Consider the following 13705-nt stretch of genomic DNA (forward strand, 5'->3'; position numbering starts at 1 on the left):
CCGACGGCGGAAGGCGCAGCCATGGACGACGACACCCGCGAGGGGCGCGATCCCGCGCCTGCCGTCACCCGCAGCATCCGCCTGCTCGGCCTCCTCGCCGACGCCGGTGGCCCCCGGACACTGACCGAACTCGCCGGCGAACTCGGGTTGGCGAAGTCGTCGACCGCGAATCTGTGCCTCGCTCTCGAGGCCGGGGGCATGGTCGACCGCACGCCGCAGGGCTATCGTCTGGGAGTGCGCACCGCCGAGCTCGGGGGTGCGTTCGCGGCCCAGTTCAACCAGGTGCGCGAGTTCTACAGCGTGTGCGAGGCCTCGCCGCAGCTGGCCTCCGAGCTCGTGCAGGTCGCCATGCTCGACGGCACGGATGCGCTGTATCTCGCCAGGCACGAAGGGTCGCGGTCGCTGCGACTGGGTACTCCGCTGGGCTCGCGGCTCCCCGCGCCGCTCTCGGCCACCGGGCGCGCGCTGCTCGCCGCCATGACCGATGCCGAGGTCATCGAGCTCCTCGGCGAGGACGCGGTCTTCCCGTCGCTGACGGAGCGGAGCGCGACGACCATGGCGGGGCTGCTGGAAGCGCTCGCCACCGCCCGTCGGCGGGGCTGGGCGCTGGATGCGGAGGAGTCCTTCCGCGGCATCGTCGGCGTCGCCGTCCCGCTCGAGGGCTGGGCGCCGACCGATCCGCCGCTGGCTCTCGGCGTCGCCATCCGTGCCGCCGAGGCGGACTACGAGCGCATCGAGCGCGTGGGCGAGGCGCTGCGCGCGGCTGCCGCGGCGTTGACGAACCCCTTCAGCACCGCCGTTCGTCGCTGACTCGTTCCGCGCTGCCGCGTCCTGCGCGCGGTCTGTCCTTCCGTGCGTCGAAACTCGGTCCAAAGGGTTGAACGCAATCCAACGGGCTGGTACAGTCGGGGTCACGCCGCAGGCGAAGCCGATCGAAGGAGATGGCAGTGACCGACCACCGCACCTCAGCACGCGCAGTGTCCGATGACCCGGAGTACGCGGCGAATCTGCGCCGCGCGACGCTCGCGTCCAGCATCGGCAGCGCGCTCGAGTACTTCGACTTCGCGCTCTACGGGCTCTCGACGGCATTGATCTTCAACGTCCTGTTCTTCCCGCAGGACGACCCCGCCATGGCCACGGTCGCCGCGTTCGCGACCTTCGGCGTCGGCTTCCTCGCACGACCGTTCGGAGGCCTGTTCTTCGGCGTCCTGGGCGACAAGCTCGGGCGCAAGTGGGTCCTGGTCGCCACGATCGTCCTGATGGGCGGGGCATCGACCGCGATCGGTCTGCTGCCCACCTACGAGGCGATCGGGCTCTGGGCCCCGATCCTGCTGGTGCTGATGCGCCTCCTCCAGGGCTTCGGTGCCGGTGCCGAGCAGGCGGGCGCGACCGTGCTGATGGCCGAGTACGCGCCGGTCAAGCGCCGCGGGTTCTTCTCCGCCCTGCCGTTCGTCGGCATCCAGGCCGGAACCCTGCTCGCCGCGGTCGTCTTCGGGCTGATCACGCTGCTCCCCGAGGACCAGCTGCTGAGCTGGGGATGGCGCGTGCCGTTCCTCGCCTCCTTCGCGCTGATCCTCCTCGCCCTGTTCATCCGGATGCGGTTGCGCGAGACGCCGACCTTCGTCGAGCTCGAGAAGCACGAGCAGATCGCCGATCGCCCCATCAAGGAGATCTTCACGCACGGCCTCCCCGGCGTCATCGTCGGCATCGGTCTGCGGATGGCCGAGAACGGCGGCTCCTACATGTTCCAGACCCTCGGTCTCGCCTTCTTCGTCACGGTGGTCGGGGACAGTGCCGACAAGAGCCTCCTCACGTGGGGCGTCACCCTCGGATCGCTGATCGGCGTCTTCTCCGTGCCGTTCACCGGACACCTCTCCGACCGCTTCGGGCGCCGTACGGTGTACCGGTTCGGCGCCGTCTTCATGCTCGTCTACACGTTCCCCGCATGGTGGCTGCTGTCGCTCGGGAACTACGCCGTGGCCATCGGTGTGATCGCGATCGGCATCGGCGTCGCCGTGAACAGCATGCTCGGACCGCAGTGCGCCATGCTCCCCGAGCTCTTCGGCAACCGTCACCGCTACCTCGGCGTCGCGATGGCTCGCGAGATCTCGGCCGTGCTCGCCGGCGGCCTCGCCGGTGTCCTCGGTGCGTACCTGATCGCGGTGAGCGAGGGGAACTGGGTGCTCCTGGCGATCTACATGGCCGTGCTCGCCATCATCACGACCGCCTCGACGTTCCTCGCTCCGGAGACGCTCCGCCGCGATCTCACCCGCATCGACGACGCGATCAAGGTCTCCCGCGAAGAGGGCGGCGACGACGTCTTCGCCACGACGGTCTCGATCAAGGCCGTCGGACGGTGAGCGCCGTGCCTGCGGGCCTCGCCCTCTTCGACCTCAGCGGCCGCACGGCGCTCGTGACCGGATCGAGCCAGGGCATCGGCCGGACCCTCGCGGAGGGACTCGCTGGAGCGGGTGCGACCGTCGTGGTCCACGGACGCGATGCCGCGAAGGCCGCGGCGGTCGCGGCCGAGATCATGCAGGGCACGGGGGTCGTGGCCCACAGCGTCGTCTTCGACGTGACCGACGCCGCGGCGGTGGATGCCGGGATGCGCGAGGTCGAGCAGCTCATCGGCACGCCGGACATCCTCGTGAACAACGCGGGTGTCCAGCGCCGGGCGCCGATCGCGGAGTTCGCGGACGAGGACTGGGATGCGCTCGTGCAGACCAACCTCTCCAGCGTCTTCCACCTGTCGCGCCGTGTCGCCGCCGGGATGATCGCCCGCGGTTCGGGGAAGATCATCCAGATCGGCAGCGTGCAGTCGCAGCTCGCGCGCCCCTCGATCGCCGCGTACTCGGCGACCAAGGGCGCGATCGTGATGTTCACGAAGGGGCTCTGCGCCGATCTCGCCCCGCACGGCATCCAAGCCAACGCCATCGCTCCCGGCTACTTCGCGACCGCTCTCACGCAGCCGCTCGTCGATGATGAGGAGTTCTCGGCATGGGTCCGCGGACGCACTCCGGCCGGACGCTGGGGCGACACCCGAGACCTCGTCGGCGCTCTGCTCTTCCTCGCCGGCGGGGCGAGCGACTTCGTCAACGGCCAGACGCTCTTCGTCGACGGCGGCATGACGGCGGTCGTCTGATGCGGCTCGGTCGAGTCGCGTCCGCCGCAGACCCCCGGTGGGTGCGTGAGACGGACCACGGGCTCATCCCGATCTCGGACCCGTTCCTCGCGTTCGCCGAGGGCCGCGCCCCGGATGACGAGGGCGACGCCGTCGAAGGACCCGTCGTCGCGCCGGTCGACCCCCTCGTCATCGTCGGGATCGCCCAGAACGGCCCCGACCACACCTCGCCGGTGCAGGCGTGGCTCAAGAGCCCGCGGACCGTGATCGGAAGCGGAGCGGAGGTCGCCCTGCGGCGCGATGCGGGCGCCCCGGTGGCCGAGGGCGAGATCGCCGTCGTGATCGGCCGGGCGACCCACGGATTGACGGCTCAGAATGCCCACGAGTATGTGCTCGGCGTCACGGCCGTGAACGATCTCTCCAGCCCCGACCGCGCGCACAGCGATCCCCGCAACTTCGAATCCAAGTCGGGGGAGGGATACACGCCACTCGGCCCGTGGATCGATACCGTGGTGGGGATCGACGACGTCGACCTCGACGTCGAGGTCGACGGGCTCCTCGTCGCCCGGACCGGGAGCCGGCAGCTGCCGATGCCGATCCGAGACTGCCTCGCGTATGTCGCGGCGTGGTCCGTGCTGGGGCCCGGCGACGTCGTGATGACCGGCGCCCCGCATTCGCAGGCGCCGGTGCATCCCGGCCAGCACGTGACGATCAGGGTGGCCGGAGTCGAGCTCGTCACGGCGTTCGTCTGACCGAGGAGGAGACATGGTGGACAATCTCGCCGTGGTGGCCCACGCCGCCGACGATCTGCGGATCGAAGACATCGGTGCTCCCGCGCCCCGCTCCGACGAGGCGGTCGTCGACGTCGCCTACGGGGGCATCTGCGGCTCCGACCTGCACTACTTCCGGCACGGTGCAGCCGGGGCCTCCGTGCTGCGCGAGCCGATGGTCCTGGGGCACGAGGTCGCGGGCGTCGTGGCCGTCGCGGCGGCGGACGGGTCGGGTCCCGTCGTCGGAACGGCTGTCGCCGTGCATCCCCTCACCGCGCACGGCGACGGACGCACGCCCTGGCCGTCGGATCAGCCGAATCTCGCCCCGGCTTCGACGTACCTCGGCTCGGCGATGCACCTGCCGCACACGCAGGGAGCGTTCGCACGCCGGGTCGCGATGCCCACGCGCATGCTGCACCCCCTGCCCGCCGGACTCGATCTGAGAACCGCCGCGCTGGCCGAGCCTGCAGCCGTCGCCTGGCACGCCCTGCAGCGCGCCGGCGATGTGCGCGGGCGTCGTGTCGTGGTCATCGGCGCAGGGCCCATCGGTCAGCTGGTCGCCGCGGTCGCCCAGCGCGGCGGGGCGGCGTCCGTCACCGTCACCGACCTGCAGCAGCGTCCGCGCGAGATCGCCGAGGCGCGCGGCATCCGGTCGCTCGATGCGAGGGCCGAGGCGGAGATCGCTGAGCTCCACGCCGATGTCGTGGTCGAGTCCAGCGGCACCGTGCCCGGTCTCGCGGCCGCGGTCTCGGCGGCGATCCGTGGCGGAACCGTCGTGCTGCTCGGCCTGCAACGCGGGGGAGACGTTCCGGCACCCCTGGCCACGGCGATCACCCGTGAACTGACGCTCCGCGGCTCGTTCCGCTTCGGTGACGAGTTCGACGACGTCATCGCCGCCCTCGCCGACGGCAGCCTCGACGTGCGCGGTATCATCAGCGAGGTGCTGCCGGTGGAGGATGCTCACGATGCCTTCGCGCTGGCGGCCGATCCCGCGAGCTCCTGCAAGGTGCTCATCGACTTCGGCCTGGAGATATGAGTGTGCGCATCGTCGTGATGGGTCCCAGCGGCTGCGGCAAGTCCACCGTCGGCAGTGCGCTCGCGGAGAGCATGGGGGCGCGCTTCATCGACGGCGATGACCTGCATCCGCTGACGAACGTCGAGAAGATGGCCGCCGGCATCCCGCTCGATGACGCCGATCGGATGCCGTGGCTTCGCACGGTCGGAGCGACGCTCCACGGCGAGGACCGGATCGTCATCGCCTGCTCCGCGCTGCGTCGTCGCTATCGGGATGCGATCCGCGAAGAGTCGCCGGATACGTTCTTCGTGGAGCTGGTGGTGGATCGCGCCACTCTGGAGGCGCGGCTGACGCAGCGCGCAGAGCACTTCATGCCCGCATCCCTGCTGGATTCCCAGCTGGAGACTCTGGAGTCGCTGCAGGACGGTGAAGCCGGAGTCCGCGTGTCTGCGTCACTCGCTCTGGATGAGGAGCTCCGCCTCATCCGCGATGCGGTGCAGGCGTCGGCGGTCTGAGCCGCGATCAGTCCTTGCGGTAGCTCGAGCGGCCCATGGCGAACAGTGCGATGAACGACGTGACGGCCGCGCACACGGTCATGGCGCCGATCAGCCAGAGGATTGCGTGCGAGAGGAAGGCGCCGTCGAGCATGGGGGTTCTCCGTGTTCTGCAGAAAAGGACCGGGTGTCCTCAGCCTATCGGGTCATCCGGTACCATTGAGGCTGTACCTCGGCGAGGGATGCTTCTGCGCGTGCGCGTTCATCCGTTATCGACGCGGCGAAGCAAGCCCGGTGGCTTTCCTCCTGCGTCAGCGAGTTCGACAATTCCAAGACCACCGCGCGGCGCCTTCGCTGCGTGCCCCGAAGGAGAACCCCATGTCTGAAGACACCAAGGTCCAGGCCGAGCTCCGCGAGAGCTTCGGCAAGGGCTTCGCCCGCCGCCTCCGCGCCGCCGGCAAGATCCCCGCCGTCATCTACGGCCACGGCACCGAGCCGGTGCACGTCGCGCTGCCGGGCCACCAGGTCTCGCTCATCATCCGCCGCGCCAACGCGCTGCTCGAGCTCGACATCGAGGGCAAGGGCCAGCTCGCCCTCGTCAAGGATGTCCAGCGCGACCCGGTACACCAGATCATCGAGCACATCGACCTGCTCGTCGTGAAGAAGGGCGAGAAGGTCGCGATCGACGTGCCGATCATCGTCACCGGTGAGTCGGCTTCCGGCACCATCGTGAACCTCGACGCGACCACGCTCTCGATCGAGGCCGAGGCCACGCACATCCCGCAGAACATCGAGGTCTCGGTCGAGGGCCTGGAAGAGGGCGCGCACATCACCGGCGCCGACGTGAAGCTCCCCAAGGGCTCCACGCTGCTCTCCGACCCCGAGGTCCTCGTCGTCGCGATCTCCGTCCCGGCCGCACCCACCGAGGATGACGCCGAGGGCGAGAGCACCGAGGCCGCCGAGGCTGCCGAAGAGGCTGCCGCGGAGTGATCTCCGACTGATTCATCACAGAGGGGACGCGATCCGATCGCGTCCCCTCTGTCGTATCCTGACCGGGGCTCGCACCGGGCGGGGAGAGGACGACGACATGGCATCGACCTGGCTCGTGGTGGGACTCGGCAACCCGGGCCCGCGATATGAGACCACCCGGCACAACATCGGTCAGATGGTGGTCGATGAGCTGGCCTCGCGACGCAGCGAGGCGTTCCGGGAGCACAAGGGGGGAGCGCGCGTCGTCGAGACGTGGCTGCGTCCTGGCTCGGACAAGCTCGTCCTGGCCAAGCCGAACACCTTCATGAACGTCTCGGGCACCCCGGTCGCGGCATTGGCGCGCTTCTACTCGGTGCCCGCAGAGCAGGTCGTCGTCGTGCACGACGAACTCGACATCCCCTTCGACACGGTCAAGCTCAAGATCGGCGGGGGGCACGGCGGCCACAACGGGGTGCGGGACGTCGCTCGGGCGCTCGGAACTGCGGAGTTCCCCCGTGTGCGCGTGGGGATCGGTCGACCTGTCGGCCGCCAGGATCCCGCTGACTGGGTGCTCTCACCCTTCGGCAAAGAGGAACGGCCGAACCTGCCGATCCTCGTCGATGATGCCGCCGATGCGGTAGAGCTCCTCGTCGGTGAAGGACTTCTCGCGGCGCAGCAGAAGCACCACGCACCGCGCTGACGCCGCGGTGGCGCTCCCGCTGCTCCGAGAGCGTCGTCAGGACGTGTAGGTCGCGAAGCCTGCGGCGCTTCCGGCCGCGAGCGCGGCGACCAGCACGGTGAAGAAGATGACCGCGCCGAGCACGGCGACGACGACGGCTGCGATACCGGCGCCACGGCCCCTGCGCTTGGCGATGGCGATGATGCCGAGCACGATCGCGGCGATCCCGAGGACCGTGCCGATCCAGAAGGAGAGCTCGGCCCAGAGGACCTGGTCCCGTGCAGGGGAGAGCACGCTGAGGTCTTCGGTGGTCGACGTCGTCACGCCCTGCGGGAGGACGCGCCCGATCTCGAAGGCCGCGATGCCGGCGATGATGGGGGTGACGACCGCGGCGAGGAGCGCGAGGATCAGCGCGATCGTCCCGAACAGGCCGGACGGGCGGACCGTGGTGTCGGGGGCCGTGTAGGCGCCTGCCGGGGAGGCGTAGCCGCCGACGGGAACCTGGTACGCGCCCGGAGGGGCTGCCGGATACGCGGCAGCCGGAGCGTTCGGAATCGTTGCGTACGGCGGTGCGGCGGGCGGTGCCGGCGGCGCGAAGGGCTCGGCGCCGGAAGGGGGAGGCAGCTGTGGATCAGTCACGTCCCCCATCCTAGGGCGCGGCTCAGACGCGCCGGAGGAGCCCCACGCGGTCGTACACGTTCGAGAGGGTCGCATCGGCGACGGCGTCCGCGCGGCCGGCGTTCTCGGCCAGGATGCGGTCGAGCTCTGCAGGATCGTCGAGCAGTTCGAGTGCACGCGCGCGCACGGGCTCGAACTCGTTCACGACCACCTCGGCGAGGCCCTTCTTGAAGTCGCCGTAGCCGCGACCCGCGTACTCGTCCTCGATCGCGGCGACCTGGCGGCCGCTGAGGGCCGCGTAGATCGTGAGGAGGTTCGAGACGCCGGGCTTGTTCTCCCGGTCGAAGCGCACGGAGCCCTCGTTGTCGGTCACCGCTCGCATGATCTTCTTCGCCGACTTCGCCGGGTCGTCGAGCATCCACAGGACTCCCGCGTCGCTCTCCGCCGACTTCGACATCTTGGCGGTCGGGTTCTGCAGGTCGTAGATGCGCGCGGTCTCCTTCTGGATGACCGGCATCGGCACCGTGAAGGTCTCGCCGAAGCGGGAGTTGAAGCGTTCGGCGAGATCACGGGTGAGCTCGACGTGCTGCTTCTGGTCGTCGCCCACCGGCACCACATCGGTCTGGTAGAGCAGGATGTCGGCGGCCATGAGGACCGGATACGTGAACAGGCCGACGCTGGTGGCATCGGCTCCGTACCGCGTCGACTTGTCCTTGAACTGCGTCATGCGGCCGGCTTCGCCGAAACCGGTGATCGTGCTGAGGATCCAGGCGAGCTCGGCGTGCGCGCGCACATGGGACTGCACGTACAGGGTCGACAGCGACGGCTCGATGCCCGCGGCGATGTACTGCGCGGCGGTGCGACGTGTCTTCTCACGGAGTTCTGCCGGGTCCTGTGCGACGGTGAGCGCGTGCAGGTCGACGACCGAGAAGTAGGCATCGTAGGAGCTCTGCAGGTCTCGCCACTGGAGCAGCGCGCCGATGTAGTTGCCGATCTGGAGGGAGTCGGCGGAGGGCTGCATTCCGGAGTAAAGGCGCGGTTTCGTCACACCCTCAATCCTATGGGGTGTGTGCGGGGCCCATACGATGGGCGCATGACGCCCGAATCCCCTCTCCGCCGCAGACGAGGGGACGAAGCCCTCTACGTCGAGGTCCTCATCCGCGCGCCGCTGGAGGAGGTCTGGCGGCTGACGCAGGATCCCGCCTCTCACGTGCGCTGGGATGCGCGATTCAGCGACATCGTTCCGCAGCGCACGCGATCGGACGGCGCACGGGAGTTCCGATACGAGCTCGACCTCGGGGTGCACACGATCCGCGGCACGGGAGTCTCCCTCGCCACTCGCGAGGGACCTGCCGGGGAGCGGACTTCTGCTCTGCTGTTCGACACGGAGGACGCCCTGTCCCCGCTGGGCGCGGGTCGCGGGTACTGGCGCTACATCCCGACGCCGGAGGGCGTGCGATTCCTGACCGGCTACGACTACGTGCCGGGATGGGGATGGCTCGGGCGCCTGTGCGACCCGCTCCTCATCCGCCCGTTCGTGTGGTGGCTGACCGCGCGGAGTTTCGACCGCCTGCGGATGTGGGCGGAAGAGGGGACCTCCCCGGAGCAAGCCAGCGGATGGCGGTCGCTGCGCCGCGGATATCGGCCCCGTGCGCGGAACTGTCGATCGCGACCTGCCCGCCGCACCGGGCGCACGATCATGGACGACGCACCGAGATCGCTCGAGGAGATCGCATGACGACGTCGACCGGTATCTTCGAGCGCGCGCTCGGAGACGATTTCGCCCGGCTCCACCCGCAGCTCCAGCGTCGCTTCGGGGTCGGCGTCGAGGCCGGGTACGGCTGCATCGGACGCGGCACGATGACGGAGGTGCGTCGTGGCCCCTGGTGGACGCTGCCCTTCCTGCTGATCGGGACGTTCCGGAACATCCTCTTCCCGGAGCGCGGACGCGATGTCCCGTTCCGGATAGACAACCATGCGTACCTCGATGATTTCGGCCGTGAGACCGTGACGTTCGTCCGGACGATGGAAGTGCGCCCCGGTCGTCGCCGACGCTTCGACGCCACCATGATCTACAGCGACGCCCGCCGTCGAGTGGTCGACTATCTGGGCACGCATCAGCACCTGGCGGTCGACCTCGACCTGACCGTCACCGACGACGGCGCTCTGCAGCTGACCTCCGGCGAGCAGCGGTTCTACGAGGGGCCTCTCGCCTTCCGATTCCCGATGCTGTTCAGCGGGCGGGCGCGGCTGCGGGAGAGATACGACGATGAGCAGCAGCGGTTCCTGATCGATCTCGAGATCCACAACGACATCCTCGGATTCCTGTTCGGCTACCGCGGCGCGTTCACGTGCGAGTTCGTCGACGGGCCGGCGCCTGCGACCGTCAAGCCCTATCGTGAGGAGCTTCGCGAATGACGGCCAGGGGCGCCGTCTTCCTCGCCGCGCTCGGCGACGACGCGGAGCGGCTGCACCCGGAGATCCTCGCGCAGATGCGGGTGGAGGCCGAGAGCGACAGCGCGGCCGGCGTGTTCTCGGTCGCCGGCAGCCGGTTCGGGCGGCTGACCGCTCTGGGGTACCCGGTGGTGGGCCCCGGACTGCTCGTCACACGTTTCGCCCGCGATGTCCCGTTCCGGATCGACACGGTGGCCGGCCGATCGAGATCGGGCCGGGCGACCCTCGCCGCCCGGCGGGAGTTCCGGTTTCCCGGGGCGATCCAGCACATCTCCGATCGCCTCACGGTGACCGAGCGCCCCGGGATCCTCCACAACGTACTGGGCGTTCGCGGACGCGTGGAGATGCTCGAAGAGTGCTCCGTCACGTCGGAGGGGTCCCTGCGGATGCGCTCCCGCGCGGTGGCCCTGCGGGTCGGCAGACACCGGATCACACTTCGCGGCATCCTGCGCCTCGATGTCGACCTCGTCGACGGCTGGGACGACGCCGAGCAGCGTCGCACCATCGCGATGCGCGCCACGAACCCCGTGCTCGGAACAGTCCTCGAGTACCGCGGTTGGTACCGTCATGCGGAGCGCACCGACCGCGACGCCGAGGCCGCCCCCGGATCGGGTCAGTACGAGTAGTCGACGACGACCGGAGCGTGATCGCTCCAGCGCTGGTCGTAGGCCGCCGCGCGGGCGACGTGATAGGTCGCGACGCGCTCGGCGAGTGCCGGCGTGGCGAGGTGGTAGTCGATGCGCCACCCCGAGTCGTTGTCGAATGCCTGACCGCGCATCGACCACCATGTGTACGGCCCGTCGATCTCGCCGTGGAAGCGGCGGCCGACGTCGACCCACCCGAGGCCCGTGCCGATCGTGCCGTCGACGGCGGTGATCTCTGCGCCCGACTCGCCGAGGAAGCGGTCGAAGTAGGCACGCTCACGGGGCAGGAATCCGGCCTTCTTGCGGTTGCCACGCCAGTTCTTGATGTCGAGCTCACGGTGCCCGACGTTGAGGTCTCCGGTGACGAGCGCGAGCGCACCGTCGGCGCCGAGTTCGCCGAGCCGCGTGCCGAACGCGTCGAGGAACTTCCACTTCTCGTCTTGCTTCGGGGTGTCGGCCTCGCCGGAGTGCACGTACGCGCTCACGACGGTGAGCGGGCGTTCTCCGAGCAGGTAGTCAGCCTCGATCCAGCGGCCCTTCGAGTCGAAGTCCGCAGCACCGAACTCGGTGCGCGACGCGATGGCCGGCGTACGGCTCGCGATGGCGACGCCCGCGCGACCCTTGGCGGTGGCCTCGTCGTGCACGAACGACCAGCCGGGCAGCGCGGCTTCGAGGTGCTCGTCCTGCCCGCGCACCTCCTGGAGCGTGAGGATGTCGATTCCGGCCTCGTCGAGCCAGCTGCTCATCCCGTTGCGAGCCGCGGCTCGGATTCCGTTGACATTGACCGTGGCGATACGCAGATGAGGCATGCTCACAAGCCTAACGAGCGCCGCCGACATCCCGATCCGGCCGGTGCAGGTCGGCGATGAGTCGCTGCGCGAAGGGTGTGGGGGAATCCACGGGCGGGGGAGGGGACGCCTCGAGAGCCGCGAGCTCGTTCTCCGCGGCGCGCAGCGCTCGTCCCGCCGTCCATGCCTGGAACCACGGGGCGGCGTCGCGGGCCTCGCGAGCCTCCCGCACACGGATCCGCGCCGCGGTGAGCAGGGTCTCGTACTCGATCAGGCGGCGCTCCGCCTCGGTCTGCTCCAGCAGGGGCTGATCCCGGTCCTGCGCGGCGACCGCGATCCACGACGAGGCCACCAGCATCACGACGCCGTTGACGCGGAACCACAGCAGGAGGCCGATGAAGATGGCGAAGGTCGCGAGCAGCGGATTCGACGGGGTATAGCTCAAAAGGAAACCGGCTCCGTACTGGAGAACGGTCATCGCGCCGCCGCCGAGAAGGGCACCGGGCCAGATCGTCCGCCACTGCAGGGACGTCCCCGTGAGGAAGCGGACCATGGCGGCCAGCGCCGTCGACATGATGGCGAACGACACGATGACGGTCGCGATGCGGATGCCGAGGTTCAGCCCGTCCGAGCCGGAATCCCAGCCCAGCAGACTGAGGAGCCAGCTCAACACGGCGGCGCTGGCGGAGCTGAGGAGGGAGCCGACGATCAACGAGACGCCGAAGATCAGTGCGGCGAGCAGGTCCCGGGCCTTCAGGATGACGTAGCTGCGCCGGTCCGGAGGAAGGCCGAAGATGTCCCTGGTCGCTCGCCGCGAGAACGTCACCCAGCCGATGGCCGTCCAGATGACGGTTCCGAGGGCGATCAGGCCGGTGATACCCAGGACGTTGGCGGTGCTCGCGGCGACGTCCTGCACCTGTTCCGGCGTGAAGACGCCACCCTCGGGGAGGATCAGGTTGGGGATGTACCTGTTGATCATGTCGATCAGACCGTTGACGGCTTCTTCGCTGCCGCCGAGCCAGAGCCCGGCGATGGCGAAGGCGAGGTAGATCGCCGCGAAGATCGCGAAGAGCGCCTGATAGCTCACGCCCGCAGCGAGCAGGAACCCGTTGCGCTGCAGGAAGTGTCGCCAGACGCGGACGGGAAACAGGCCGAGAGTGCGCTGCGTGAGTGCGGTCGCGCGCTCGACGGCCGCATCGAGGCGACCGGGCTCGGCCGCGGAGCCATCGGGTTCAGACACGTCCCCACCCTATCCAAGGGCCGCGCGATGCGAGAGCAGCCGGGGACGTGAGAACAGCCGGAGACGCGTGAACAGGCGGAGACATGAGAACAGGCGGCCCCGGAAGGGAACCGCCTGTTCTCGGATGATGGCCTGCGGGGCGCGTCAGGGACGGCCGCGAAGAACTGCCTGCTTGACCTCGGCGATGGCCTTGGTGACCTCGATGCCGCGCGGGCAGGCCTCGGAGCAGTTGAAGGTCGTGCGGCAGCGCCATACGCCTTCCTTGTCGTTGAGGATGTCCAGACGCACGGCCGCGTTGTCGTCGCGGGAGTCGAAGATGAAGCGGTGCGCGTTCACGATCGCGGCAGGGCCGAAGTACTGGCCGTCGGTCCAGAACACGGGGCAGGACGAGGTGCACGCGGCGCACAGGATGCACTTGGTGGTGTCGTCGAAGATCTCGCGGTCGGCGATCGTCTGGACGCGCTCCTTGCCCTTCTCCGGGACGGAGCTGGCGACGAGGAACGGCTGCACCTCGCGGTACGAGGCGAAGAACGGCTCCATGTCGACGACGAGGTCCTTCTCCAGCGGCAGGCCCTTGATGGCCTCGACGTAGATCGGCTTCGAGATGTCGAGGTCCTTGATCAGCGTCTTGCAGGCCAGGCGGTTCCGGCCGTTGATACGCATGGCATCGGAGCCGCAGATGCCGTGCGCGCAGGAGCGGCGGAAGGTCAGCGAGCCGTCGACCTCCCACTTGATCTTGTGCAGCGCGTCGAGGACACGATCGGTGGAGTACAGCTCCACGTCGTAGTCGACCCAGTCCGGCTCGGCATCGACCTCGGGGTCGAACCGGCGGATGTTGAACGTGACGATGAAGGACTGGATGCCGGTCTCTGCGGTCGTGTCCGCGGGTGCTTCGGCGATGGCGTTCGACATG

Annotated in this window: 17 protein-coding genes; 11 read left to right on the plus strand and 6 right to left on the minus strand. The window is 69.2% G+C overall.

All coding sequences use genetic code 11. The features are described from left to right. Positions 1–21 precede the first annotated feature (21 nt). The 6 genes from GZ67_RS0105025 (at position 22) to GZ67_RS0105050 (ending at position 5421) form a co-directional block, all read left to right on the plus strand. Positions 22–810 (plus strand): IclR family transcriptional regulator, encoded by a 789-nt coding sequence (locus GZ67_RS0105025; protein WP_029262574.1) that lies wholly within the window; start codon positions 22–24, stop codon positions 808–810. A 131-nt stretch (positions 811–941) separates the two neighbouring features. Continuing rightward, a complete protein-coding gene (locus GZ67_RS0105030; protein ID WP_029262573.1) occupies positions 942–2360 on the plus strand; it encodes an MFS transporter in 1419 nt (472 codons plus the stop codon). Further along, positions 2357–3142, plus strand: a complete 786-nt coding sequence (locus GZ67_RS0105035) for an SDR family NAD(P)-dependent oxidoreductase (RefSeq protein ID WP_029262572.1) — start codon at positions 2357–2359, stop codon at positions 3140–3142. Before GZ67_RS0105030 ends, GZ67_RS0105035 begins: the two co-directional genes overlap by 4 nt. A 41-nt stretch (positions 3143–3183) precedes the next feature. Beyond that, positions 3184–3873 carry a fumarylacetoacetate hydrolase family protein gene (locus tag GZ67_RS0105040; protein WP_231481694.1) on the plus strand — a complete coding sequence of 230 codons (690 nt, stop codon included), beginning with the start codon at positions 3184–3186 and terminating at the stop codon, positions 3871–3873. Positions 3874–3886: 13 nt separating this feature from the next. Beyond that, a complete protein-coding gene (locus tag GZ67_RS0105045; protein WP_029262570.1) occupies positions 3887–4927 on the plus strand; it encodes an alcohol dehydrogenase catalytic domain-containing protein in 1041 nt (346 codons plus the stop codon). Continuing rightward, the gene (locus GZ67_RS0105050; protein WP_029262569.1) at positions 4924–5421 is read left to right on the plus strand and encodes a gluconokinase; all 498 of its coding nucleotides are present in this window, start codon (positions 4924–4926) and stop codon (positions 5419–5421) included. The genes GZ67_RS0105045 and GZ67_RS0105050 overlap by 4 nt, the downstream gene beginning before the upstream one ends. 7 nt (positions 5422–5428) lie before the next feature. Here GZ67_RS0105050 and GZ67_RS21130 read toward each other — a convergent pair whose 3' ends face one another. Further along, a complete protein-coding gene (locus tag GZ67_RS21130) occupies positions 5429–5554 on the minus strand; it encodes a hypothetical protein (protein WP_258134167.1) in 126 nt (41 codons plus the stop codon). Positions 5555–5778: 224 nt separating this feature from the next. Between GZ67_RS21130 and GZ67_RS0105060 the strand changes: the two genes are divergently transcribed. Further along, entirely contained in the window at positions 5779–6390 is a 612-nt protein-coding gene (locus GZ67_RS0105060; RefSeq protein WP_029262568.1) for a 50S ribosomal protein L25/general stress protein Ctc, read from the plus strand. A 97-nt stretch (positions 6391–6487) separates the two neighbouring features. Beyond that, positions 6488–7069 carry an aminoacyl-tRNA hydrolase gene (gene pth, locus GZ67_RS0105065; RefSeq protein WP_029262567.1) on the plus strand — a complete coding sequence of 194 codons (582 nt, stop codon included), beginning with the start codon at positions 6488–6490 and terminating at the stop codon, positions 7067–7069. Between the two features lie 36 nt (positions 7070–7105). On the opposite strand, the gene GZ67_RS0105070 is transcribed toward pth, so the two are convergent. Both GZ67_RS0105070 and trpS read right to left on the minus strand, forming a co-directional pair. Further along, complete coding sequence (locus tag GZ67_RS0105070; RefSeq protein WP_051662343.1) at positions 7106–7687, minus strand: hypothetical protein; 582 nt, start codon at positions 7685–7687, stop codon at positions 7106–7108. Positions 7688–7709: 22 nt separating this feature from the next. Continuing rightward, the gene (trpS, locus tag GZ67_RS0105075) at positions 7710–8714 is read right to left on the minus strand and encodes a tryptophan--tRNA ligase (RefSeq protein WP_081859884.1); all 1005 of its coding nucleotides are present in this window, start codon (positions 8712–8714) and stop codon (positions 7710–7712) included. A gap of 45 nt (positions 8715–8759) precedes the next feature. Here trpS and GZ67_RS19630 point away from each other — a divergent pair, with 45 nt between their 5' ends. From GZ67_RS19630 to GZ67_RS0105090, 3 genes are read left to right on the plus strand one after another with little or no spacing between them, the layout of a single operon-like run. Beyond that, positions 8760–9404, plus strand: a complete 645-nt coding sequence (locus tag GZ67_RS19630) for a hypothetical protein (protein WP_081859885.1) — start codon at positions 8760–8762, stop codon at positions 9402–9404. Then, entirely contained in the window at positions 9401–10084 is a 684-nt protein-coding gene (locus tag GZ67_RS0105085) for a DUF4166 domain-containing protein (RefSeq protein WP_029262563.1), read from the plus strand. Before GZ67_RS19630 ends, GZ67_RS0105085 begins: the two co-directional genes overlap by 4 nt. Beyond that, the gene (locus GZ67_RS0105090; RefSeq protein ID WP_029262562.1) at positions 10081–10746 is read left to right on the plus strand and encodes a DUF4166 domain-containing protein; all 666 of its coding nucleotides are present in this window, start codon (positions 10081–10083) and stop codon (positions 10744–10746) included. The genes GZ67_RS0105085 and GZ67_RS0105090 overlap by 4 nt, the downstream gene beginning before the upstream one ends. Here the strand turns inward: GZ67_RS0105090 and GZ67_RS0105095 are convergent. The 3 genes from GZ67_RS0105095 to GZ67_RS0105105 all read right to left on the minus strand — a co-directional run bounded on the left by GZ67_RS0105095 (position 10734) and on the right by GZ67_RS0105105 (position 13704). Beyond that, complete coding sequence (locus GZ67_RS0105095; protein ID WP_029262561.1) at positions 10734–11573, minus strand: exodeoxyribonuclease III; 840 nt, start codon at positions 11571–11573, stop codon at positions 10734–10736. The genes GZ67_RS0105090 and GZ67_RS0105095 overlap by 13 nt on opposite strands. 10 nt (positions 11574–11583) lie before the next feature. Further along, positions 11584–12792 carry a YihY/virulence factor BrkB family protein gene (locus tag GZ67_RS0105100; protein ID WP_029262560.1) on the minus strand — a complete coding sequence of 403 codons (1209 nt, stop codon included), beginning with the start codon at positions 12790–12792 and terminating at the stop codon, positions 11584–11586. A 144-nt stretch (positions 12793–12936) separates the two neighbouring features. Beyond that, a complete protein-coding gene (locus tag GZ67_RS0105105) occupies positions 12937–13704 on the minus strand; it encodes a succinate dehydrogenase iron-sulfur subunit (RefSeq protein ID WP_029262559.1) in 768 nt (255 codons plus the stop codon). Position 13705: the final 1 nt, after the last annotated feature.

This window comes from Microbacterium sp. Cr-K20 (assembly GCF_000708325.1).
GTDB lineage: Bacteria > Actinomycetota > Actinomycetes > Actinomycetales > Microbacteriaceae > Microbacterium.